The 23,666-nt window shown below is 49.9% G+C and carries 17 protein-coding genes and 1 tRNA gene; 7 read left to right on the plus strand and 11 right to left on the minus strand.

Translation table 11 applies throughout. The features are described from left to right. Positions 1-102 precede the first annotated feature (102 nt). Positions 103-1,425, plus strand: a complete 1,323-nt coding sequence (locus BZG84_RS00190) for a Na+/H+ antiporter family protein (RefSeq protein WP_077479307.1) — start codon at positions 103-105, stop codon at positions 1,423-1,425. An 84-nt stretch (positions 1,426-1,509) separates the two neighbouring features. Here BZG84_RS00190 and BZG84_RS00195 read toward each other — a convergent pair whose 3' ends face one another. Continuing rightward, positions 1,510-1,848: a Grx4 family monothiol glutaredoxin gene (locus BZG84_RS00195; protein WP_069590051.1), complete on the minus strand. Its 339-nt coding sequence runs from the start codon at positions 1,846-1,848 to the stop codon at positions 1,510-1,512. Between the two features lie 283 nt (positions 1,849-2,131). On the opposite strand from BZG84_RS00195, the gene sodB reads away from it, so the two are divergent. Next, positions 2,132-2,716 carry a superoxide dismutase [Fe] gene (gene sodB / locus BZG84_RS00200; protein WP_069590049.1) on the plus strand — a complete coding sequence of 195 codons (585 nt, stop codon included), beginning with the start codon at positions 2,132-2,134 and terminating at the stop codon, positions 2,714-2,716. A gap of 166 nt (positions 2,717-2,882) precedes the next feature. On the opposite strand, the gene asd is transcribed toward sodB, so the two are convergent. After that, entirely contained in the window at positions 2,883-4,004 is a 1,122-nt protein-coding gene (gene asd, locus BZG84_RS00205) for an aspartate-semialdehyde dehydrogenase (RefSeq protein WP_069590083.1), read from the minus strand. A gap of 545 nt (positions 4,005-4,549) precedes the next feature. Here asd and nhaC point away from each other — a divergent pair. After that, entirely contained in the window at positions 4,550-5,977 is a 1,428-nt protein-coding gene (nhaC, locus tag BZG84_RS00210) for a Na+/H+ antiporter NhaC (RefSeq protein WP_069590047.1), read from the plus strand. 100 nt (positions 5,978-6,077) lie between these two features. Here nhaC and BZG84_RS00215 read toward each other — a convergent pair whose 3' ends face one another. The 4 genes from BZG84_RS00215 to yejK form a co-directional block, all read right to left on the minus strand. Beyond that, complete coding sequence (locus BZG84_RS00215) at positions 6,078-7,469, minus strand: TRAP transporter large permease (protein WP_077677911.1); 1,392 nt, start codon at positions 7,467-7,469, stop codon at positions 6,078-6,080. Then, positions 7,466-8,038: a TRAP transporter small permease gene (locus BZG84_RS00220; protein WP_077479305.1), complete on the minus strand. Its 573-nt coding sequence runs from the start codon at positions 8,036-8,038 to the stop codon at positions 7,466-7,468. The genes BZG84_RS00215 and BZG84_RS00220 overlap by 4 nt, the downstream gene beginning before the upstream one ends. A 71-nt stretch (positions 8,039-8,109) precedes the next feature. Next, complete coding sequence (locus BZG84_RS00225; protein WP_077479304.1) at positions 8,110-9,090, minus strand: TRAP transporter substrate-binding protein; 981 nt, start codon at positions 9,088-9,090, stop codon at positions 8,110-8,112. 218 nt (positions 9,091-9,308) lie between these two features. Next, the gene (gene yejK / locus BZG84_RS00230) at positions 9,309-10,325 is read right to left on the minus strand and encodes a nucleoid-associated protein YejK (protein WP_077479303.1); all 1,017 of its coding nucleotides are present in this window, start codon (positions 10,323-10,325) and stop codon (positions 9,309-9,311) included. Positions 10,326-10,402: 77 nt separating this feature from the next. Between yejK and BZG84_RS00235 the strand changes: the two genes are divergently transcribed. From BZG84_RS00235 to BZG84_RS00245, 3 genes are all read left to right on the plus strand, one after another. After that, a complete protein-coding gene (locus BZG84_RS00235; RefSeq protein WP_069590037.1) occupies positions 10,403-10,621 on the plus strand; it encodes a YejL family protein in 219 nt (72 codons plus the stop codon). Positions 10,622-10,663: 42 nt separating this feature from the next. Then, the gene (locus tag BZG84_RS00240; RefSeq protein ID WP_077479302.1) at positions 10,664-12,538 is read left to right on the plus strand and encodes a DUF3413 domain-containing protein; all 1,875 of its coding nucleotides are present in this window, start codon (positions 10,664-10,666) and stop codon (positions 12,536-12,538) included. A gap of 107 nt (positions 12,539-12,645) precedes the next feature. Further along, a tRNA-Pro gene (locus tag BZG84_RS00245) sits at positions 12,646-12,722 on the plus strand. Between the two features lie 43 nt (positions 12,723-12,765). On the opposite strand, the gene BZG84_RS00250 is transcribed toward BZG84_RS00245, so the two are convergent. Then, positions 12,766-14,838: an alpha-amylase gene (locus tag BZG84_RS00250; RefSeq protein ID WP_077479301.1), complete on the minus strand. Its 2,073-nt coding sequence runs from the start codon at positions 14,836-14,838 to the stop codon at positions 12,766-12,768. Between the two features lie 118 nt (positions 14,839-14,956). Then, positions 14,957-17,905, minus strand: coding sequence for a bifunctional diguanylate cyclase/phosphodiesterase (locus tag BZG84_RS00255; protein ID WP_077479300.1), 2,949 nt, complete (start codon positions 17,903-17,905; stop codon positions 14,957-14,959). Between the two features lie 235 nt (positions 17,906-18,140). Between BZG84_RS00255 and BZG84_RS00260 the strand changes: the two genes are divergently transcribed. Then, the gene (locus BZG84_RS00260; protein WP_077479299.1) at positions 18,141-18,899 is read left to right on the plus strand and encodes a sulfite exporter TauE/SafE family protein; all 759 of its coding nucleotides are present in this window, start codon (positions 18,141-18,143) and stop codon (positions 18,897-18,899) included. Positions 18,900-18,909: 10 nt separating this feature from the next. Here BZG84_RS00260 and BZG84_RS00265 read toward each other — a convergent pair whose 3' ends face one another. From BZG84_RS00265 to BZG84_RS00275, 3 genes are all read right to left on the minus strand, one after another. Beyond that, positions 18,910-20,862: a DNA topoisomerase III gene (locus BZG84_RS00265; protein ID WP_077677912.1), complete on the minus strand. Its 1,953-nt coding sequence runs from the start codon at positions 20,860-20,862 to the stop codon at positions 18,910-18,912. Positions 20,863-20,960: 98 nt separating this feature from the next. Next, entirely contained in the window at positions 20,961-21,509 is a 549-nt protein-coding gene (locus tag BZG84_RS00270; protein WP_069590027.1) for an NAD(P)H nitroreductase, read from the minus strand. Between the two features lie 113 nt (positions 21,510-21,622). Beyond that, positions 21,623-23,635, minus strand: a complete 2,013-nt coding sequence (locus BZG84_RS00275; protein ID WP_069590026.1) for an NADPH-dependent 2,4-dienoyl-CoA reductase — start codon at positions 23,633-23,635, stop codon at positions 21,623-21,625. Positions 23,636-23,666: the final 31 nt, after the last annotated feature.

Genomic DNA, 23,666 nt, shown 5'->3' on the forward strand with positions numbered 1-23,666 from the left:
ACACAGACAAATTTTTGCGCAAACTGGGTGGCTTAATTACAAAACCATAGATAGACCCCGCAGCTTAGCTGCAGTCACAATGCCCATAACAGGAAAGTTTTCATGAACCCGGTAGTTATTTCGGTCTGTGTCATGCTGGCACTGGCGCTAATGCGCGTCAATGTCGTGGTTGCGTTGACATTTAGCGCCGTCTTAGGTGGATTGGTTGGCGGCTTGAGCTTGTCAGACACCATCAGCGCCTTTGAAGGTGGATTAGGTGGTGGCGCCACTATTGCTCTAAGTTATGCCATGCTTGGCACATTTGCCGTAGCAATTAGCCGTTCGGGGATCACAGATGTGCTCGCCCATGCGGTCATCCGTAAACTCAATGCACGCCCAACCGACGCTGCGACAACCACATTCAAGTATCTTGTCTTAATTTTACTCGGCTTACTCGCCATTTCGTCTCAGAACGCGATCCCCGTACACATTGCATTTATTCCTATTGTGATCCCACCGTTACTGCATGTGTTCCAACGCTTAAAGCTCGATCGCCGTTTGGTAGCTTGTGTGCTGACCTTCGGTTTGATTATGCCGTATATGGTGTTACCCGTTGGCTTTGGTGGCATCTTTTTGAACAACATTTTGCTCAAAAACCTGAATGAAAATGGCCTCGATGTGGTTGCCGCTCAAGTACCAACCGCAATGTTGCTTCCCGCCGCTGGCATGGTCGTGGGCTTACTGATCGCCACTTTTATTAGCTATCGCAAGCCACGGCAGTATCAGGAAGGCGCAATTCTCGATGCCGAACCTGAAAACAATCAGGTTGAGTCTCGTAATCTTTGGGTCGCTGGCGTCGCAATTATCGCCGCCCTAAGCGTTCAGTTGATGGCAGGCTCAATGATTGTGGGCTCATTAGCAGGCTTTATGGTATTTACCTTTGGCGGCGTGATCCGCTGGAAAGACACCCAAGATGTGTTCACCAAAGGGGTCCACATGATGGCCATGATCGGCTTTATCATGATCACGGCGGCGGGATTTGCGGCGGTGATGAAGGCCACCGGCGGCGTTGAATCGCTCGTCAGCTCCTTATCTGGCTCAATTGGCGACAACAAGCCGCTAGCCGCGTTTCTGATGTTGGTCGTTGGCTTGTTGGTGACCATGGGCATTGGCTCATCGTTCTCGACCATTCCGATTATCGCAACCATCTATGTGCCATTGTCTTTGGCGTTTGGTTTCTCACCAATGGCGACTATCGCATTGGTCGGCACGGCTGCCGCGCTTGGTGATGCGGGCTCCCCGGCATCCGACTCGACTTTAGGTCCAACATCAGGGCTCAATGCCGACGGACAGCACGAGCATATTTGGGATACAGTGGTTCCTACCTTTATCCACTATAACCTACCTCTGATTGCCTTTGGCTGGTTAGCGGCGATGGTGCTGTAATCGCAAAGGCCTCTGTCAGCGATAAAAAAGCCACGTTTCTCAACGTGGCTTTTTGCGTACTTCAGCGAATGTGTGTCTTCTCAATCACTCATTTTCGCTCGCGTCACGACGCTCTGCCGCTTCTTTGACGAGTGGCTGTAACTCACCCTTTTGGAACATTTCCAAAATAATGTCACAACCGCCGACTAATTCACCCTCAACCCAAAGCTGTGGAAAGGTTGGCCACTGGGCATAAACGGGGAGTTCAGCGCGGATATCTGGGTTTTGGAGTACGTCTACATAAGCAAACTTTTCGCCACATGCCATCAGCGCTTGTGATGCTTGTGATGAAAAACCACAACTTGGCAGCTTAGGAGAGCCTTTCATATACAGCAGAATCGCATTTTCTTCGATTTGCTGCTTAATCTTATCAATCGTTTCCATTGCTTCCTCGAACACTGTCTTTGAGTCTTACCCTTGATTCTACTTGCTAACCGATTGGAAAAAAATGCCTAAATCCATTGTGGGATTAGCAACAAAAATTTTGCCGCCATCCTTTTAATAAAGTAAAAACTTGCTAAACTAGGCGGAGCAAAACGAAAAAGAGTAGCCACACCGCCATGGGGTCATGTTTTACAGCGGTATCAGCTGAGAACATTCCCTCTTTAGAGAATGTCGGTGTCGGACTACAGGAAGCACTCCCCATATAAAAACGGAGATATAAGCAATGTCATTCCAACTACCTGAACTGCCTTACGCGAAAGACGCGCTAGAGCCACACATTTCAAAAGAAACCCTCGAGTATCACTATGGCAAACACCACAACACTTACGTGGTTAAGCTCAATGGTCTGATCGAAGGGACTGAATTCGAAGGTAAATCACTTGAAGACATCATCAAAACCTCTTCAGGCGGTGTCTTCAACAACGCAGCTCAAGTGTGGAACCACACCTTCTATTGGCATTGCCTAAGCCCGAACGGTGGTGGCGAGCCAACTGGTGAGCTAGCAGACGCAATCAACAAAGCGTTTGGCTCTTTCGAAGAGTTCAAAACTCAGTTCACTACCTCAGCAGTGAACAACTTTGGCTCTGGCTGGACTTGGCTGGTCAAAAAAGCGGACGGTTCTGTGGCAATCGTGAACACCTCAAATGCCGAAACACCAGTGACTCACGACGGTGAAACGCCACTGATGACTGTTGATGTTTGGGAACACGCTTACTACATCGATTACCGTAACGTACGTCCAGATTACATGGCTGCGTTCTGGAAACTGATCAACTGGGAATTTGTCGCGAAAAACTTCGCCGCTTAATGACCTAACGTCACATACCCAGTCAGAAGGAGGCGGATATCGCCTCCTTTTTTATGGTTCATATTCAGTATGACACACTGGCGACAGTGAGCTGGCGACGATCCTTAAATGGTGGGCAATAAAAAGCCGCCCAAATTGGCGGCTTGGTTTGGCGAAATAGCCATCATTAATCTTGCGCGGTTTCCGCTAAGATAATGCGCAGCGAGCGACGCAGTGGCTCAGCCGCCCCCCAAAGCAGTTGGTCACCCACCGTAAAGGCATTAAGAAAATCATCACCCATTGCCAGTTTACGCAGGCGGCCTACCGGGATCGATAATGTGCCAGTCACCTTCGCTGGGCTCAAGTCAGTCATGGTCACTTCACGTTCATTAGGTACCACTTTCACCCAATCATTGTGCGAACCAATCATCTCTTCGATTTCATCCATTGGTACTGCTTTTTTCAGCTTCACCGTTAAGGCTTGGCTGTGACAACGCATTGCACCAATACGTACGCAAGTGCCATCGATAGGGATTGGATTGTCTTGTAGACCTAAGATTTTGTTGGTTTCAACAGTCGCTTTCCACTCTTCCTTGCTCTGACCATTATCACGTTTCACATCAATCCAAGGGATCAGTGAGCCCGCTAGTGGCACACCAAAGTTATCGGCAGGGAAATCATCGGAGCGAAGGGTCTGGGCGACTTTACGGTCGATGTCGAGAATCGAGGTCGCGGGACTGGCCAGATCGGTGTTGACCGCATCGTTAATCACGCCCATTTGACTGATCAGCTCGCGCATATGCTTGGCGCCAGAGCCAGACGCGGCTTGATAGGTTTGCGCCGTCATCCACTCGACCAAACCTGATTGGTAAAGACCGCCTAGGCCCATTAGCATTAAGCTAACGGTGCAGTTACCGCCCACAAACGTGCGTGTACCGCCGTGGATCCCTGCTTGAATCTGTTTAAAGTTAATCGGATCCAAGGTGATGATACTATCATCTGCCATTCGCAATGATGAGGCTGCATCAATCCAGTAGCCTTTCCAGCCAGCTTGACGCAACTTAGGATAAACCGCGTTGGTGTAATCCCCGCCTTGGCAGGTGATAATAGCATCTAGGGTTTTAAGGGCCTCAATGTCGTAAGCATCTTTAAGCATGCCCGCATCTTTGCCGAAATTCGGGGCCGCGATGCCAACTTGTGAGGTGCTGAAGAAGACAGGCTCAATATGGTCAAAGTCTTTTTCTTCTACCATACGCTGCATCAGCACAGATCCCACCATGCCACGCCAGCCAATTAAACCTACTCGCATCATAATTTCACACTCCATGTTGTGTGACTGAACCAAACGCTTAACCAGATAAGCACGGTTCGGTCAGTGAAAAAACGCTTTTGATACTAACACGTCGATTTACGATAGTCAGGTCAAGGTCATTAACTGTTCAATTCCTCATCAAACCAAAGGAATCCAGACAGATGTGTATGAAGACATTTAACGTACGTGCGACGAAAAAACACACAACTAGCAACAAAATAAAAACCATATTTTAATTAATTTAAAACCAACTCTTTCCCTAGAGTTAACCTGGATACGGTAATCGCAACCTAATTCGCGGAAGACTCACATTACTGGCAAAAATGTTTCCCATCTCTTTGTGGTGTTAGCTAGAGTATGTCGCCTCACAAACGGAATAGGATACTGACACACGGAGAGTGATGTGAGTTTAGCCCTGGTTAAAGGGGTTAAATTGCGCAGGGAGTAGTCGCGTTATCACATTAGGTCCACCTTCCAATAATGATGTCGATACGTTCGCCCCACGGCTTTGCAAGGAGTGCGACGTGAAGAAGGTTAAGGTTATGACAACACAACAAGCAAGACTGCCATCAGTCTTTCAAGTGATTCTCTCGCTCGGTATATTTCTCGCGCTAGCGTTTTCATTTACGGCAAAACTCGATCTCCCGATCCAATTGGCCCTGTTTATCGGCTGGTTCGTGATCATGGTATTAGGCCTAAAACTCGGTCATCAATATAAAGACCTTGAGGCTGCTGCCACGAAAGGGATCTCAAATGGTTTAGGCGCTGTGCTTATTCTGCTTTCGGTCGGTGCCTTAGTCGGTACATGGATTGCAGGTGGTATCGTTCCAACCATTATCTTCTATGGTCTGAAAGCAATTCACCCTTCTATTTTCCTTCTTGCGACCATGTTGATTTGTTCCCTCACCGCATTGGCTACCGGAACCTCTTGGGGCTCGGCAGGTACAGCCGGCATCGCCATGATGGGCATTGGGCAAGGTTTAGGTATTCCCGCCCCCATGACCGCAGGCGCCGTGCTTTCTGGTTGTTACTTTGGTGACAAAATGTCGCCGCTCTCAGATTCGGTGATTTTGGCCTCATCAATGTCAGGCGTTGAGATCGTTGAGCACATTAAAGGCATGCTGCCAATTGCGCTTATCAGCTACATCATCACCGGTATTCTCTTTACCGCTGTAGGATGGCACTACGCGGGCAACGTGGACATGGGCCAAGTTGAGACCGTGATGTTGGCCATGGAAGATCAATTTGTGATCACGCCGCTCTCTTTCATTCCTGTTTTGGCGGTGTTGGTATTGCTTGCGATGCGTCTACCCTCGTTCCCTGTAATTAGCTTTGGCTCGTTACTCGGTATTGTATGGGCGGTGATGCTGCAAGACATGACTCCCGTGCAGGCAATCAACACCGCATGGGCGCCTTTTCATATCTCCTCGGGCGTCGACTTTATTGATGCCATCTTAAACCGTGGCGGCATGGAATCGATGCTGGGCTCGGTTGCGGTGATCGTGTTTGGTCTTGGCTTCGGCGGATTGCTGGAAAAAGTCGGCGTTTTACATACCATCGCAAATCTGTTTGAGCGTCGCGTTAACAGCGCAGGTAGCCTCGCCACCTCAACTATTGGTACGGCGTTTATGGGGAACATTTTTGGTTCAGCGATGTATGTATCACTGATCCTGACACCAAAAATCTGTGCCAAAAACTACGACCGCTTAGGTTATCAACGCAAAAACCTATCACGAAATGCTGAGTTCGGTGGCACGCTGACATCAGGCATGGTGCCGTGGAGTGACAATGGTATCTACATGGCCAGCATTCTGGGTGTTGCAACCCTGTCTTACGCCCCGTTTATGTGGTTAAGCTTTGTGTGTATCGCTGTCACCATCGTAACCAGCTACATGGGATGGTTTGTTGACAAAGTAGATGACAAACAAACTGCGGCGGAAACCATGACGCCTGCTGCAGAGAAAGCATAATCTTTTTTGTCACGCGGCACGCTCGCCGCGAGCAATCTGAAGACAAAGAAGGCGCCGACTCGGCGCCTTCTTTGTTTGCATCACCAGCACTCAACTCTCGCTAGCGCAATGAATCGAGGTACTCAGGTAAAAAGAGCGAAATTTGCGGAATGTAGGTAATCAGCATTAAGAACACCAGTAGCAAGCTTAGCCAAGGCAGCGCCGCCTTGATTGCCCAACCGATGGACTCACCAGTAATCCCCGCCGTCACAAATAGGTTCAACCCAACCGGTGGGGTCAGCATCCCGATTTCCATATTGACCACCATAATGATCCCCAAATGAATGGGGTCGATACCCAACTGCATGGCGATGGGGAATAAAATCGGCGCCATAATCAACAAAATCGCCGACGGCTCCATAAAGTTTCCCGCAATCAATAGGAGGATATTGACCACGATTAAAAAGCCCCACGCAGGCAGCCCCCATGCCACAATGCTTTCGGCAATGGTATGTGGAATGCGCTCAGTGGTCAGCACATGGGCAAACAACATCGCATTGGCGATAATAAAGAGCAGCATAATGCTAACCTTGGCAGCATCTTTTACCACATGGGCCACTTCTTTATCGGTTACCGAGCGTATCATCACCCAAGGCAGCTGGACGATATTACGTCCCCAAGCACGAATTGATGACTCGCCCTCAAAACGCCACGGGGTGTCTTTCAGCGGTCCGATATCACGGTACCCCCACACACTCACCAACCATGCGTACACAGCCGCAACTGAAGCCGCTTCAGTCGGGCTGGCTATGCCACCATAGATAGAGCCCAACACAATGATGATAAGCATGAGTCCGCCCATCGCTCGCGCCCCTGAGCCAAGCACTGCGCTAACGCCTGGGAAAGGCTGCGAGGGTAAGCCTTTAATGCGTGCGACAATGTAAATCGCGACCATCAGGATCCCGCCCATCATTAAGCCCGGAATAAAGCCTGCCATAAACATCTTCGAGGCAGATACTTCCGTTGCCGCCGCATATACCAGCATCACAATTGACGGAGGGATCAATATCCCCAAGGTGCCCGCATTGGCGATCACCCCAGCGGCAAACGCTTTTGGATAGCCTGCTCTTACCATCCCCACAATCACAATCGAGCCAATGGCTGCAACCGTTGCAGGCGATGAACCTGAGACTGCCGCAAACAGCATGCACGCCATGACAGATGCCATCGCCAATCCACCACGTACATGGCCAACGCAATCAACCGCAAAATTAATTAACCGACGCGCCACTCCTCCAGTTGAGAGAAAGGCAGAAGATAGGATGAAAAAAGGAATCGCCAACAGCGTGTAATGGTGTGTCGTCGCTTCAAAAAGTTTCAGAGAAATCGAGGCAAGGGAATCATTGGAGAACAGTAAAATGGTACTGACGCTCGATAATCCCAGCGCAATGGCAATGGGCATGCCCATGAACATGCACAAAAACAATAACCCAAACAAAACCGCAATGGTCATTTTGATTCCTCCTTGCCTTCCGCTGAACGGCTTGTTGACATACCCTCAACACCCTCTTCAGCAAGATGCATGCTCTCCTTCGCTTCATCAGCAAAGCCAAAACCAAGACGCTTACCTTGAATGACTTCGATAGCCACAGTGATCATGCGCAGTCCAAGCAAAGCGAACCCGATCAGCAAGCACAGCATGGCTTTCCACTTTTCTATCGGAATATCTTCCATTTCAATCGCAATCAGCTTCATCTTGCTCAGGTAGACCCAACTGCCATAGAAAAACAGCACGCAGTACACCATGGCGAGCGCCAGTGCAATTAAGGTCACTGTCTTTTGCAGTGACGGTGAAAATGTTTTCACCAAGGCATCTACCCCAATATGCGCGCCTTCTCGGATCCCCCATGACGCGCCAATCAGCACCATCCAGGCCGATAAATACAAGGTGGCTTCTTGTGCCCAAAGTAAGCCTTCGTTAAAGAAGAAACGCAGCACCACCTCAACAAAGACCAACAAGGTCGTCGCGACCAGTAGCAATCCAATGACGGTTTCTTCGAATCGATGCAAGAACTTGATCATCCTACACTCCCTACGGATGAACCCGGTCAGACCGGAGATAAAACAAAAGCCGGGGCATCCCCGGCTAGATATTATTGATTGGCTTGTACCGCCGCTTGAATCAAGTCAGCGCCAATCTCATCCTCAAATTGCTGCCACACTGGCTGCATGGCTTCGACCCACTCACCGCGCTCTTTATCGGTCAAAGTGAGAATTTGGCTGCGTCCTGAGTCAATGATCTTCTGGCGGTCATCATCTGCTTTTTGTTGCGCAATTTGATTGCCATAAGCCACTGACTCATCCAACGCTTTTTTCAGCACTTCACGGTCAGCATCTGGGAGTTGCATCCAAAATTCCGCCGAGGTGGTAACCATGTAATCAAGCACACCATGGTTTGATGCTGTGATATAAGGCTGAACTTCAAAGAACTTCTTCGAATAAATGTTTGACCAGGTATTCTCTTGGCCATCGATGGCTCGGGTTTGTAGAAGGGTAAAGACTTCCGAGAAGGGCTTTTTAAGCGGCACTGCGTCTACCGCATCAAATTGTGCCGCCAACACATCCGAACTCATGATGCGGAATTTCTTACCAGACGCATCACTCGGTACCCGCAGTGGCTCACTGGCAGACAATTGCTTGAGGCCGTTATGCAAATAGCCCAGCCCGATCATGCCTTTACCTTTGACCGACTGCAGCAACGATTGCCCCGCATCTGATTGCTGAAAACGGTCAACCGCTTCCATGTCCTCAAACAAAAATGGCAAATCGAAGACTTGGAGTTTTTTGGTGTACTTGGAGAATTTAGATAAAGAAGGGGCAATAAACTGGACATCACCAAGTAGGAGCGCTTCCATCTCCTTGCCGTCACCAAACAATTGCGAGTTTGGATACACTTCCACTTCGTATTTGTCACCAATACGCTCAGCGACAAGATCTCGGAAATGCAGCGCCATTTGTCCTTTGGGCGTGTTTTCTGCCACCACGTGGGAGAACTTAATCACTTCAGGGGCAGCGTGAGCTGCACTCGCTAACGTGATCGATAGTGCAATTGCAGACAATGTCAGCTTTTTCATTGTTCAACCTCTTTCCTTGTGCCAGTGAGGTCACTCATGACATTTGAGTGACGTTTAAATAACGTTTCGTTTACGTTTTAGGCGCTCAAGGTCAATCTGTGAACAAGGAAGCAGGAACAATTCAGCGTGGATCGACGAAAACGGGATCGGACCAAAAAGAAATGGGTGGAAATTCACCCATTACTGATTAGCCTCATCGATCACTTTGGTCTTGATGATTAGTCGTCGCGACTGGTTAATCGTCGCTGCAGTTGATCACGCAGATTAGGGGGGGTGCCTTTGATAGTCAGGGTATCGGTGTCTGGGTCATAGAAGACGCGTTCACCTAACAGCATGGCATCGAAGTTTACCGATAGGCCGCCACCAGCCCCTACAAATTTGGTAAGCTTTCGCATCGTAGTCCGATCGGCAGGAAATTGCTCTTCAAGCTCATAACCTTGTTGATTGGCATACTGGTAGAAATCAACACCGTCAGGCGTCGGCGGTAGTTCTTGAGCAAGCTCTTTCACTACCACTTCATCTCCTGATTTAAGTTGATCATTACAATAATCAAAGACCTGCTTGCGATACGCGTTCTTTTCTTCTTTTTCCAAACGCGCATCATCACAGTAATCTTCCACGGCCTGCATCAACACTTGGTTTTGCTGTTTACTGTCCATGCCCACTTGCGCTTGCAAGAAGTCGAGGAAAAAGTCAGCAATTTTGCGCCCGACTCGGCCTTTGATGAAGGACAAATATCGATTGGAGTCGGCTTCCGTTTCCCACGTGGAGAGATCGATCCGCGCCGCAATATCCATCTTACTCACGTCAAGATACTCAGTCGCGTTGACGTCAAGCTCTTCCGTCACCCGCAAACTGTGCTTAGATTCGACCACGCCAATAAACAGATAATCGGTCGCAAGCGCACGATAATGCGCCATGATTAATGTACCGCTGTCGGCAAAAGGATACTTAGCAAGTTCATTACGCAAACGTTCGACAGCTTTTTCAGAAAAAGTGAGAAAGTCGAGGGCTTGGTCACGATATTCCTTTAACCACTGCTGAAATTCACTGTCAGTGTCAAATAAAGCAAACCCTTTGCCTGCTTTTGCGTGATATACCCGATGTACATCGGCCATCAGATTGTCAGTTTGATCGTTGAGCGGTAACGGTCCGTCACGAAGATGAACGTTAAGCGAATCATCATCTTGCTTAACGATTTGATGCAATATTACGTTAGAAAGCGTGAGGCTCATGATTGAAAAGATTTTCAGTAAGACTAAAGTGTGGGTTATTATACGCAGCTTTGGTTTTATTACGACAAGACGAATTTATGCCTGTAACTTCAAAGTATGACGACAAACAAGTGGAACGCATCATCAGTGATGTTGTCAACGTGTTAGAACAACACGATGCGTCAACAGATTTGTCGCTCATGGTGGTCGGTAACGTCGCCACCAATATCCTGAATCAGAATATTCCTGCCGCGCAACGTCAGGCTTTTGCCGAGAAATTCGCCCAAGCGTTGTTGTCTTCTATCGACAAACAATAACGCACCGTGCAGCAGCATCTTAAAAGAGAAGAATAAAGACGTATGGTTGATAGCGGAACATCGTATCGTGACAAAGTATCTCAGCTGATTAGCTGGGGGCATTGGTTTAGCTTTTTTAACATCATTGCCGCTATGTTGCTTGGCACACGCTATATCAGCCAGTCAGGATGGCCCGAAACACTGTTAGGACAAACGTACCTGATTTTTAACTGGGTCGGCCATTTTGGCTTTCTTGTGTTTGCGTTGTACATACTGGTCATCTTCCCGGCGAGTTTTATCATTCCCTCACAGCGCTTAATGCGCTTGTTTGCCGTACTGGTGGCGACCACGGGTATGATGGTGTTGCTGCTCGATATTTATGCCTACGAAACCCTCCACCTCCATCTTAACCCCTTGGTGTGGGAGCTGTTGTTAAGCGGCGAAAAAACTGACATGAATGCACACTGGCAATACCTCTTTGTTGCCGTGCCAGCTATCTTTATTCTCCAATTAATCATGTCAGAATGGGTGTGGCGTAAACTTCGTAAACTGACGCGCAAGCGCATCGGGATCCCGGTCGCGACCGTGTTTGCAATCTGCTTTATTTCTAGCCATCTGATCCATATTTGGGCTGACGCTTTTATCTATAGTCCCGTGACTGCGCAACGCTCGACCTTCCCTGTCTCCTACCCGATGACGGCGAAGACTTTTATGGAAAAATATGGCTTGCTGGATAGACAAGAATACCAACGTCTCCGCGAACAGCGGGGTCAGGAAAATAGCGAGGTTATTCGCTATCCGCTGGAGCCACTCGCGTTTGCACCTGATGCGAGTAAATATCAGAAAAACCTATTGATGGTAATGATCGAGGGGCTGCGTGCCGACATGCTCAATCCAGTGACCATGCCGCATCTTTACCACTTCGCCAATGACAACCTGTGGTTTAAAAATCACTTCAGCAGCAGCAATGACGACATGGCAGGGCTGTTTGGGCTCTTCTATGGTCTTCCCGGCAGCTATGCACAAAGTGCACGCACCGAAGGCCTGCGACCGGTGCTCATGAATACATTGAATAATCGTCGCTACCAGCTCGGGCTATTTAGTGGCGATGGCTTTACCAATCCAATTTATTATCAAAGCATCTTTAGCGCCGACTTACAAAGCGATGATCAGCCTGATCTTCCCGCTTGGCGGGCCGATGCTGAAGCAGTCTCTCAGATGCAAGCATGGCTTGCGGCACGCGATACATCGCCTTGGTTTGGTTATCTGGAGCTCGCCACCGTAAGTGAATACGAGCAAAGCGGTGACTATCCACAGCCATTCCAACCGTCATTAGATAGCGCGATGGCAGGCGTCGATACCCAAACGGCGCTGGTATTGAAAAACAGTTACAACAACGCCGCGCACTATATCGATGACCAGCTTGGCGCTTTATTGGACGACTTGAAACAATCGGGCCAGCTCGAAAACACTGTGGTTATGATCACGTCCAACCATGGTATGGAGTTTAACGAAACCGGTTTAAATACCTGGGGCTCCAACACCAATTACAGCCGTTATCAGTTGCAAGTGCCCTTGGTCATGCATTGGCCAAACCAAGCCCCAGAACAAATTACGAATTACAGTAGTCACCTAGATGTGGCTCCCACTTTGATGGAGTCCATGCTGTCGGTGAGTTCACCGGCTGAAAACTATAGCAGTGGGACCAATTTGTTCGAGTTGAAAAATCGCCCGCGTAAATGGGTTATTGCTGGGGATAGCCGTGATATCGTGGTCGTCCAACCACAAAAGACCACGGTAGTGGATAAATTCGGTAATTATAAAGTGTATGACAAACACTATACCCCCTTACCGGAAGGTAAGCCGCAGCTGTCTGTTTTGATGCAAGTCATGCATGAGTTGAAGCGTTTCTACCATCCAGAAGAGCATGACCGTTAATTTCAGTCTCGAAGTGGCGCATTAATAGCCAAACGATTGAAAAACAGGAAAACAATGCCGTTGAGTAATTGACAGCTGTGAGGGTGATTCGTAATATAGCGCTTAGTCGGTCTGTAGCGCAGCCTGGTAGCGCACTGTCATGGGGTGTCAGGGGTCGCTGGTTCAAATCCAGTCAGACCGACCAATCTTCTCGCCCGCCACTCTTCGAGTGGCGGGCTTTTTCATTTCTACGGTTGGCTTGTGGTTCGACCGACAAAGGCGGCAACGATGGTGTCATCACCTAGCTGTCGGGAAAAGACATAAGCATTGTCTTGGGCAATGGCCCGATGTATCCCTGCGCCTACGGCGGGATGCTGCTGCCTAAACTGAGCGACCTTACGCCAATGGGCTAACAAACGCTGTTGCTCTGGAGTACGTGACCACACCATGTCAGAACGCGTGCCTTGATGGAAATCATCTCCATAGGGACCCAAGTCTCGGCCAACCTCATCGCCGTAATACACTTGAATAGCCCCAGGTGAGAGCAAGAGTGCATTGGCCGCGCCGCGTTGCATCGCCATATCTTTGAAGCGACTGAAGAACAGCTCGGTATCATGTGACGACATATAGCTCACTGGAATAAAATCCGCTTCGTTTTGCATCGTTTGGGCGTAAGCATTATACGTCTCTTCCATTTGGCTGAGACAGTACGCGCCTTTGTCCATCTGTTTTTGCAGGTCAAAGTTGATGAGCGCATCAAAGCCTTGATCGAAATAAGGGCTACGATAAGCACTGTGGCCCCACACTTCTCCCATCATCCAAAAAGGCGCACCGGACTGCTGATGCTTCTGTCGCCAAGATGCCAAAGCGGCACTGGCTTTTTGCTTAAGCGCTCGCCAGATCTCACCGTCGACATGTTTAACCGTATCGACACGAAACCCATCTATCCCAAAGCGTTCAACCCACTGAGTTTGCCACTCAAGTAAATAATCACTAACCGTATAGCCATCTTGGACTTTTACACGTGTGCCAGGATTGTCGAGCAACCACTGAGGCGGCGTCACTGACTTGGTCGATTCGGTTTTAAAATCGGGAAGCCCTGCCAAGGTCAGGGTTTGATCGCTGGAGCCCGGTGCATCATAGCCCGGTAGTCCCGCGCGTACCCAATCTTTACCCCACCAGTGCTGCCAGTTTGCGCTTTGATAATCCACCGCTTGGTGAAAGTCATGCCAACTTTGCCCTTTTTTGGGGTGCCAATCTTGCCATTTTGCCGGTAATGCATCCGCATTGACCACCTTAATACCATCTTGTTGTAAGTCCGCTAAAGTGGCGTAACCAGGATGGTTAAGCACTGCATCAAGAAAGACCTTCATGCCACGTTGATGTGCGGCCTCTACCAGTTTTTTCAGCACCGCATCATCGCCAAAGTTTTGGTCTACTTGGGTAAAGTCTCGCGCCCAGTAGCCGTGATAAGCATAAAAAGGAAACGCGCCTTTACTGCCACCCCCAACAAAGCCGTGTACCTGCTCGACAATAGGTGACAGCCAAATCACGTCAGTACCCAGTGATTGAATATAATCGAGCTTCTCGAGCACTCCCTGCAAATCACCGCCATGGAAAGTACCAATGTTCTGTTGATTATCGGAATGGCGACCATAGCTGTGATCATTGCTTGGATCGCCATTGTGAAAGCGATCAACCATCACAAAGTAAATATTGGCATTGCGGTAGGTAAATGCCTGAGGTTCGCGCTCGGTCGGCGCTAACAATATCAATCCACCGCTATTTGATGCTGGGGTCAGCGTCACCTGATGGTCACGAACACGAACAACCTGACCACTGAGCGCTTCTGTCAGTTGTGTGCCATCCGCGAATGCCTCACCAACAGAAAGGGTGACAGGGCCACCGCGATAAACTTGGCATTGCACATCGGGCAAAGGCCGTTTAAACACGGTCGCGGTTTTTTTAGGTTCTCGCTTAATACTCAGTGTGTGGGTGCTAGGCTCAAAATAGAAACCATAGTCACCGGCAAAGCGAATATTGACCTCAAAGTGGCTCTCCGCTTGGCACGACAAAGGAATTGGCGTGTTAAACTTTACACGCGTGGGTGAGGTCGCCTCACATTCACCATCAAGCCCACTGACCGAGACCTTGTAAATATTTTTACCCAATGAGAAAACAGTGGGATGCTGGTCAGTAAGCGGCCCATCCGTTTGCGTGGTTGAGGTTGAAACTGTGATATGTGGCGCTGCAGACACCGAAGCTGAACAGGCAACCGACACAGCCAGTGCAATGCGCCGCCAAGAGAATAAGGGGATCATGATCGTGCTCCTTGCCGTTTTCTCATAGGGTAAAAAAACAGCAAGGTCATAACATCATTCTTGGCTCTCAACCCCAAAAGTGTGAGGGCTAACCATAGAGGGCGGAGTTAATCGGTTTTCAGAGACTCTCATCAATGCCGAATAGCTCGGCGATCTCGTCTGCGGGCACCGGGCGGCTATACAGAAAGCCTTGTCCGAAGGTACAGCCTAGCTCACGCAATATCGCTTGTTGGTGAGTGGTTTCAATCCCTTCTGCCACCACGCCCATGCCGAGACTATCGGCCATCGCGATCATCGCAGACACGATCGCCACTTCCTCTTCATCCGGTGCTTCACTTTGGATATCTTTGATAAAGTGTCGGTCGATTTTCAACTTAGAGATCGGGTATCGTTTTAAATAGGCCATCGACGAATACCCAGTCCCGAAATCATCAATCGCAATCCCCACCCCTTTTTCTCGCAACTGCTCTAACACTTTCAGTGCACTGGCTTGATTTTCAATCAGGGTGTTTTCGGTGATCTCCAACTCGAGAAAGCGCGGATCGGCGCCCGTTTTTTCCAGTGCTTCGGCAACGACCTGCGTAAAGGTAATATCGGCCAGATTGCGTGGTGAGATATTTACCGCCAACGAGACCATCAATCCCGCATCTTGCCACTGTTTTAACTGACGACACCCGGTTTCCACCACCCACTGCGTGATGTCGTGAATAATCGAGCGCTCTTCAGCCACATCAATAAAATGAAACGGCGAAAGCACGCCCCGTTCAGGATGGTGCCAACGCAATAGTGCCTCGACACCAATAATGTTACCGGTCACAAGATCCACTTGTGGCTGATAGAAAAGCTCAAGTTCTTCGTTTTGCACGCATTGCCGTAGCTCGACCGCCAAGCGCAATTTATTGTTGGCTTCGACGGTTAGCGCATCATTGTAAAACGCATACGTGTTGCGACCCGATTTTTTGGCGAAGTACATCGCAGAATCGGCAAAGGTCAGCAGCTCTTCGGTATTAGCAGCATTGTCTGGGTATTGGGCAATACCGATACTGACACCGATCTGAGCATCAATCCCCCCGCTGAGCACAAACAAGCGGTTCATCGCCTGAATAATGTCTTCGGACAAACTGACGCATGCGGCTTTGTCACTGTGAATTAAACGCAGGACCACGAACTCATCCCCGCCCAGTCGCGCTAAGGTGTCCCCTTCTCTTAACAAACCATACAAGCGTTGACTCACCAGCTTTAGCAGCTCATCGCCCACGGCGTGTCCGTGGCTATCATTAACAAATTTAAACTGGTCAAGGTCGAGGAACATCAGAGCCAGTTTGCCATGAGCCCCCATGGGCATCTTGAGTGCTTGTCTAGTGCGAGATGCCAATAGTAAGCGATTTGGCAAGCCGGTCAGTGCATCATAGTGCGCGAGATCAATCAGCTTTTTCTCTGAATCTTTCAGCTTGGAGATATCTGAAAAGACGCCAACATAATTCACCACCTCACCGGCGTCGTTCTTCACCACACTGATAGAAAGCAGTTGTGGATATACCACCCCATCTTTGCGCCGATTCCATATTTCTCCTTTCCATCGGCCTTGTTGGGCAACCTCTTCCCACATTGCGCGGAAAAAGGCTTTATCATGACGCCCCGAGTTAAGAATGGACGGATCATTTCCTAGAACATCTTCTTCTTGATAGCCGGTAATGGCGCTAAAGCCGCCATTGACTGCCACAATCTTGGCGTCTGCATCCGTCACCAGTACCCCTTCGCTCGATTGTTCGAAGATTTTTGCGTTGAGCATCAGCTTACGCTCAACCTCAAGTCGCTCTGAAACATCATGGATCACGGAAAAGAGTAATTTGACATGACCTATGGTGATGGGTGAAGAGTGCACCTCAACCTGACGCACCTCACCGCTTTTCAAACGGTGAGAGAAGATAAAGTAGTTTTTATCACGCTGACGCGCTTGGGAAAGGCTTTGACGCAACGCACTCTCGGTATGGGTATTAATATCGCTGATCCGCATGGATGTCAGCGTCGCATGATCATAGCCGTAAAACTGTTGCGCACTGTCGTTGGCATCGACAATGTCGCCACTTTTGGCATCCAGCAGTAGCATCACGGCATCATGACGCTTGAAGATACTGCGGAAACGATGGCTATCATCTACAACCCGACCAATTGACTGTGCAAAGCTGCGGCCAGCATTATAACGACCGTAGAGTCCTCCTAGCCAAAAGCCGAGTACAATCACTCCCATTAGCCAGACTTTCGGGTGCCAACGCACACCGTGCCAGCCATCTTCAGGGATCCCAAGTAAACGCCATTGACCTGATGGTAAACTCATCGTCAAGATAACCGGATCTTGGGTATGTATTTGCGGCGTACCATAAATAGGTTTGAAAGGCTCAGTCAGCCGTCGGCGCCCTTCTAAGGCAACTTGAACGGGTAACCGCTCCCCTTGAGTAAAGCTATCGGTAAACAACGCCTCAATGTCTAGCACCGTGGAAAGCACGCCCCACGGCAGGTTTTTACGGGCATTGGTAATGCTTTGTCGCGCGATTAAGGCTGTTCCACCTTGCAGCAGCTCAACAGGCCCTGAGATGACGGGTTTATCAGAGGCATGGGCGTTACGCACGCTTTCCAGTTGTGCCGGGATATCATGATAATCCGTACCAAGCAGAGTTTCGCCCACCGACTCCGGATAGACATGACTAATCACCCAATTTCGCGCGGCACCAAAATTAAGAATATGGGTAGATTGAGACATCAATTGCGCCGCGAACTCGGCAAATGCCTCTTGGGTAAGCTCAGGATTTAAACTGATATAGGTTGCTAGGCCGTAGCTTAAATCCATGTTCTGTGTCACGTTAAGCTCTATACGAGACCGATAGGCCAATAATGCCGCGCGCACTTTATCTATCTGTTTATCATGCTCTTGTTGGTATAGCCAGAACTCCACTGACGCGACAACAAGCACGAAGACCATAATAGAAATCAGTATATTGTATATAAACCCTACTCGGGCCGAACGACGGGCGACAGAGTCTAGCGCCGAGGGAACTGCTTGCTGCATGACGCAATACAACCTTATTTCGCCCACTTTTTTAGGCGAACATGATGAACAACTTCAGGCGTAGCACGGGATTATATAACCGCCGCGTAGAATCGCCAGCACTTAGGGCCGGTTTATGATGAATGGTTTCCGACAACATGGTTCAGATCAAGTAACACACCAAAGGCGTTGCACGATGCATAATACGTATTGACATAGTAAGGTATGCTGGCTTTTTAGACATCAGGAGACAAGGATGACACTGACCATGGAGTATGGCGCGATATTGGTCGCGCTCGGGTTTATTGCCGGTATTATAAATACCTTAGCAGGCGGTGGCTCCAACCTGACCCTTCCAGCGTTAATGGTCATGGGGATGCCCGCCGACGTCGCGAATGCGACCAATCGCGTTGGCGTGTGGTTGCAGTGTGCCTCGGGGATGGCAGGCTTTAAACGCCACGACAAACTTGATACGCAAGATATCTGGCCTGTGCTGATACCCAGCCTGATTGGTGGCTTACTTGGCGCACTTGCCGCCGCTTGGCTGCCCACCAGCTGGGTCAAACCTCTTTTACTGGGGACGCTACTCACCATGACAGTGGTGATGTTAGTCAAACCGACCACCCTCACCCCGCCACCGGGAACACCGATTAAAAAAGTGAAAGACACACCGAGTGCATGGCTGGGTTTATGTTTAGCTGGCTTCTACGGTGGCTTTGTGCAAGCTGGGGTTGGCTTTGTGTTACTGGCGGCCTTATGCGGCACCTTGAATTATGATCTGGTGCGCGGTAACGCGCTTAAGCTGGCTTGTACACTTGCATTCACCACCTTATCGCTGCTGGTTTTTATCGCCGATGATCTGGTGCATTGGCTACCCGGTTTACTCCTTGCTATCGGCACCATGACTGGCGCGCGCGTAGCCGTCAAGTTTGCGATTTCAGCCAATCCAAAGACGCTCAAACTCTTTTTGTTTGTCATGACGCTGGCGGGCTGTATTGCCGCTTATGCGTTTTAATCCCATAGCATCAGCCTGTAGACGCTTGTCGTTTGGGTGCACGCTTGCGCCGCGTTGTTTTCTCACCCGTGCGACGTTTACGGGTAAATTGACGCTTAGGTGGCGGCGGTAAATTCTTCAATGACGTAGGTGGCGGTGCGGTTTTTACCGTCTCAATCAAACCTTGTAATTGTTCGGTCAATGCATGCATAAAAGGTTGATAGGCGCATTTTTTTTCTGCCATGTCTTGCAGTTGGCGCTCCCATTGCGCGGTCATATCTGGATAGGTGGCGCTATCCGGCAACGCGGCAATCAGTCCTTTCCCACTCGGTGTAGCATGTAAGGTTTTGCCTTGGCGCAGTAACAAGCCACGCTTTAGCAACAACTCGATGATCCCAGCTCGGGTTGCTTCAGTCCCTAAACCATCGGTTTCTCGTAAAATATCCTTCAGTTTTTTATCTTGCACATAGCGACCGATCCCCGTCATCGCCTGCAACAGGCTCGATTCGGTAAAGGCGGCTGGCGGTTCTGTCATACAATCTTTTATCTCACCGCGCTCACACACTAGTTGCTCGCCCGGCTGTAAGTGAGGCAAGGGGCTCGCTGACGCCTCAGCCACTTGCGTATTCGGCAGTAGCGAACGCCAACCTGCAATGGTCAAGACTTTTCCTTTGGCAATAAAGCAACCGCCCGCGATATCAAACACCAGTTTGCCTTCTGCATATTCCGCCGGTGGATAAAATTGCATGAGATACTGGCGCGCGATGAGCTGGTAAAGTTTGGCTTCATCACTAGAAAGCCCAGCAGGCGCCGCTTTTGCGGTGGGAATAATGGCATGGTGCGCGCCGACCTTTGCATCGTTCCATGCTTTGTTCTTTCTAGAGGTATCTGCCTGATCGCACGCATCGATAAGCGGTTCGCACCCTTGTCGAATCGCTTGCACGACTTTACCTGCCTCCGCAAAGTGGCCCTTAGGCAGGTATCGACAGTCCGAACGCGGATAGGTAATCAATTTATGTCGCTCGTAAAGCTGCTGGCAGATATCTAGCGCTTTTTGCGCACTAAAGCCAAACCGTTTGGATGCATCAATTTGCAGGGCCGACAAATTATAGGGCAGCGGCGCAGCCTGCTTGCGGGTTTGACGCTCGGCCTCTGTCACCTTTGCTGGTTGGCCAGCAATACGATTGGCAACATTTTCGGCCAGCGCGCGAGAAATCACGCGCCCTTGCGGATCTTGCCATTGCGCGCACGCGTCACTAGGCTGCCATCTAGCTCGGATCATTTCACCTTGATACGGCAACAGAGCATCGAGTTGGTAGAAAGGGTGTGGGACAAAGTCTTCGATTTCTTGATCGCGACGGACCACCAAACCCAGCACTGGGGTTTGGACACGCCCTACAGACAACACGCCTTGGTAGCCCGCTTGTTGACCAAGTAACGTGTAGGCGCGCGACAAATTCATCCCATAGAGCCAATCAGCACGAGAGCGCGCCAACGCTGATACGGACAGCGGAACAAAGGCGTGATTGTCACCCATTTTGCTGAGCGCTTTTTTCACGGCCGACACGTTTAGATCGCTGACTAACAAGCGCTGAATCCGAGCCTTTTTCGCTGCACTCACTCCCGCATAATCAATGACTTCATCAACAAGTAGTTGCCCTTCGCGATCAGGGTCGCCGGCATGCACGAGATGATCAAACTGCTTGATCAGTTTTTTCACGATCGCTAATTGACCGGCCGCTGATTTGCGCGGACGCAGTTTCCATTGCTGAGGTATGATGGGCAGATGTGCTAACTTCCATTGCTTGTACTGGCTGTCATACGCGTCCGGCTCGACTTGCTCAAGCAAGTGGCCGATACACCATGTCACCACATCACCGTTGGCGGTTTCGATATAGCCTTTGTGGTTTTTTTGCGGTTTGGACAAACCGGTGGCAATGGCTCTGCCGAGGCTGGGCTTCTCGGCGATAAATAGGCGCGCCATATCACTCTCTAACTCTGTGCAATGAACCACATGTTATGCAAAGCGTATGGCGGGCGCAATAAAAAACCTGTACATATGCACAGGTCTTTAAAAGTGAATTAGAGATACTTCACGTATTTGCTGGTATCACGCGTTGGTGCATTGGCCGGTGCACAATCTGGAGTACCGAGATACAAAAAGCCGACAATCGCATCATCACCATCTACATCTAGCGCTTGGCGCACAACAGGGTGATAGGCAAAGGTGCCGGTACGCCAAAACCCTTGAAAACCTTGCGCAACTGCTGCCATTTGCATTGCTTGGGTAGCACAACCGGCGGAGATATGCTGTTCAATCGTCGGGACTTTTTCATGAAAGCGTGTACGCGCAATGACCGCAATGACCATGGGTGCACGAAACGGTGCTTGTTTGGCTTTTTCTATCGCAGTATCGTCCGCGCCATCGGCTTTCGCGGCCTCCACTAAAATCTGAGATAGCCGCGTTAATCCTTCACCTTCACACACCACAAACTGCCAAGGCGTTAATGCGCCATGATCAGGGGCGCGCAATCCAGCTTGAAGAATGTTCTCTAACGTTTGGCCGCTTGGCGCTGGCTCGGCTAAACGTGGAATAGAGCGGCGCTGTAATAGCAAATCAAGTGCGTTCATGGTCTTTTCCTTGTAACCCGTATATGCAGCCACGGTATCACCGCAGCGTATCGTACTGATTGCTTTATGCTAACACAGACACTGCGCGACAAAGTCGCGCAGTTTATACGGGTTTACAGCGCGAGTGCGGTTTCAATGCCCTGACGAATGGCCCGTTTAGCGTCTAGCTCTCCCGCATGCTCCGCCCCGCCAATCAAATGGAATGGCAAACCTGCCGACTCAAGTGTCTTGGCCAACGCATTCACAGACTCTTGACCGGCACAGAGAATAATCTGGTCGGCAGGAATGACATGAGGCTCATCTTTGATGCTGATGTGTAATCCCCCATCATCAATTTTATGGTAGGTCACACCGCCCACTAAGTTTACGCCTCGTTTTTGCAAAGTTTTACGATGGATCCAACCCGTGGTTTTCCCTGGGCCTTTGCCAACGCGGCCTTCCCGACGCTGCAGGACCCATACTTGCTTGTCACTCTTAGTGTCATGGGCAGGGTACAATCCCCCTTCGTGGGAAATGGTTTTATCAATCCCCCACTCTTTCAACCAATCGTCCAGTTGTTGATTCGCAGGTTCAGTGATCATAGTGGCCACATCCACGCCGATCCCGCCCGCGCCGATAATCGCAATGTGACTCCCCAGCTCAGGTTGCTCACGAATAAAGGTTTGATAGTCAATCACCTTAGGATGATCAATGCCCTCAATCGCGGGGCGGCGAGGCTTAACCCCGGTTGCAACCACTACCTCATCGAATTCCCTGAGGGTGTCGACCTCAACACTGTGATTAAGATGGACGGTGACACCGGCTTTCTCCAAACGACGCAAGTAATAGCGAATGGTCTCTTGGAACTCTTCTTTGCCGGGAATGGTCATCGCCAAGTTAAACTGCCCACCCAAGCGATCAGATTTTTCAAACAAGGTCACTGTATGGCCTCGCTCAGCCGCTTCGGTGGCACAGCTGATCCCAGCCATTCCGCCTCCCACGACAGCCACTGTTTTCACTTGCCGAACTGGCGTCGCCACCAACTCTGTTTCGTAACAAGCTTTCGGGTTCACCAAGCAACTGGCTCGCTTGCCTTTAAACACATGATCCAAGCACGCTTGGTTACAGGCAATACAGGTATTGATGTCCTCCGATTGCCCAGCCTTAGCTTTGGCAACAAAGGCAGCATCGGCCAAGAAAGGACGTGCCATCGAAACCATATCAGCCTGACCGCTGGCGAGAATCTGTTCGGCCACCTCTGGGGTATTAATTCGGTTGCAGGTAACCAGAGGCACCGACACCTCACCTTTGAGTTTTTCTGTCACCCAACTAAAGGCGCCGCGAGGAACTTGCGTTGCGATGGTTGGAATGCGCGCTTCATGCCAGCCAATACCAGTATTAATAATGGTGACACCGGCCTGCTCTAGGCCTTTCGCTAGCGCGACCACATCGTCAAAGGTGTTGCCTTGCTCGACCAAATCCAACATCGATAATCGGAAGATCACAATAAAATCGTCACCGGCCGCTTTTCTCACTGCCCGCATGACTTCCACGGCAAAACGCATGCGATTTTCCACCGAGCCGCCCCATTGATCATAACGGCGGTTGGCACGATGGCAGAAAAATTGGTTGATGAGATAACCTTCAGATCCCATGATTTCAACCCCATCATAACCCGCTTCTCGTGCGAGCGCGGCGCTGCGGCCGAAGGCTTTGATCGTGCGCCAAATCGCTCTCTCGCTCATGGCAAAAGGCGTGAACTTACTGATCGGAGCGCGGATTGCGGAAGCACTTTGGGCAAACGGATGGAAGGCATAACGCCCAGCATGAAGCAATTGAAGTGCAATCTTTCCGCCATTGGCATGTACCGCATCTGTGATGGCTCGATGAGTACGAGCGGCACGCCCAGAGCTAAACTGTGCGCTAAATGGAGTCAATCGACCGCGAAAGTTCGGCGAAAAGCCACCAGTGACAATTAAGCCAACGTCGCCTTTCGCGCGCTCTGCATAAAAGGCTGCGAGCTTTTTAAAACCGTCATTGGCTTCTTCCAATCCGGTATGCATCGAGCCCATCAGAACGCGGTTTTTCAATGTTGTAAACCCGAGGTCTAGCGGGGCTAGCATATGGGGGTAAGAGTGCTGTTCCATTGCTTGCTCACTTATTGTTGTGGTCTGACCA

The sequence above is a fragment of the Salinivibrio sp. PR932 genome, assembly GCF_001996125.1.
Lineage (GTDB): Bacteria > Pseudomonadota > Gammaproteobacteria > Enterobacterales > Vibrionaceae > Salinivibrio > Salinivibrio proteolyticus.

Coding starts and splice junctions, on each gene's coding strand:
- BZG84_RS00190 (WP_077479307.1), top strand. CDS start 103: ATGAACCCGGTAGTTATTTCGGTCTGTGTCATGCTGGCACTGGCGCTA.
- BZG84_RS00195 (WP_069590051.1), bottom strand. CDS start 1,848: ATGGAAACGATTGATAAGATTAAGCAGCAAATCGAAGAAAATGCGATT.
- sodB (WP_069590049.1), top strand. CDS start 2,132: ATGTCATTCCAACTACCTGAACTGCCTTACGCGAAAGACGCGCTAGAG.
- asd (WP_069590083.1), bottom strand. CDS start 4,004: ATGCGAGTAGGTTTAATTGGCTGGCGTGGCATGGTGGGATCTGTGCTG.
- nhaC (WP_069590047.1), top strand. CDS start 4,550: ATGACAACACAACAAGCAAGACTGCCATCAGTCTTTCAAGTGATTCTC.
- BZG84_RS00215 (WP_077677911.1), bottom strand. CDS start 7,469: ATGACCATTGCGGTTTTGTTTGGGTTATTGTTTTTGTGCATGTTCATG.
- BZG84_RS00220 (WP_077479305.1), bottom strand. CDS start 8,038: ATGATCAAGTTCTTGCATCGATTCGAAGAAACCGTCATTGGATTGCTA.
- BZG84_RS00225 (WP_077479304.1), bottom strand. CDS start 9,090: ATGAAAAAGCTGACATTGTCTGCAATTGCACTATCGATCACGTTAGCG.
- yejK (WP_077479303.1), bottom strand. CDS start 10,325: ATGAGCCTCACGCTTTCTAACGTAATATTGCATCAAATCGTTAAGCAA.
- BZG84_RS00235 (WP_069590037.1), top strand. CDS start 10,403: ATGCCTGTAACTTCAAAGTATGACGACAAACAAGTGGAACGCATCATC.
- BZG84_RS00240 (WP_077479302.1), top strand. CDS start 10,664: ATGGTTGATAGCGGAACATCGTATCGTGACAAAGTATCTCAGCTGATT.
- BZG84_RS00250 (WP_077479301.1), bottom strand. CDS start 14,838: ATGATCCCCTTATTCTCTTGGCGGCGCATTGCACTGGCTGTGTCGGTT.
- BZG84_RS00255 (WP_077479300.1), bottom strand. CDS start 17,905: ATGCAGCAAGCAGTTCCCTCGGCGCTAGACTCTGTCGCCCGTCGTTCG.
- BZG84_RS00260 (WP_077479299.1), top strand. CDS start 18,141: ATGACACTGACCATGGAGTATGGCGCGATATTGGTCGCGCTCGGGTTT.
- BZG84_RS00265 (WP_077677912.1), bottom strand. CDS start 20,862: ATGGCGCGCCTATTTATCGCCGAGAAGCCCAGCCTCGGCAGAGCCATT.
- BZG84_RS00270 (WP_069590027.1), bottom strand. CDS start 21,509: ATGAACGCACTTGATTTGCTATTACAGCGCCGCTCTATTCCACGTTTA.
- BZG84_RS00275 (WP_069590026.1), bottom strand. CDS start 23,635: ATGGAACAGCACTCTTACCCCCATATGCTAGCCCCGCTAGACCTCGGG.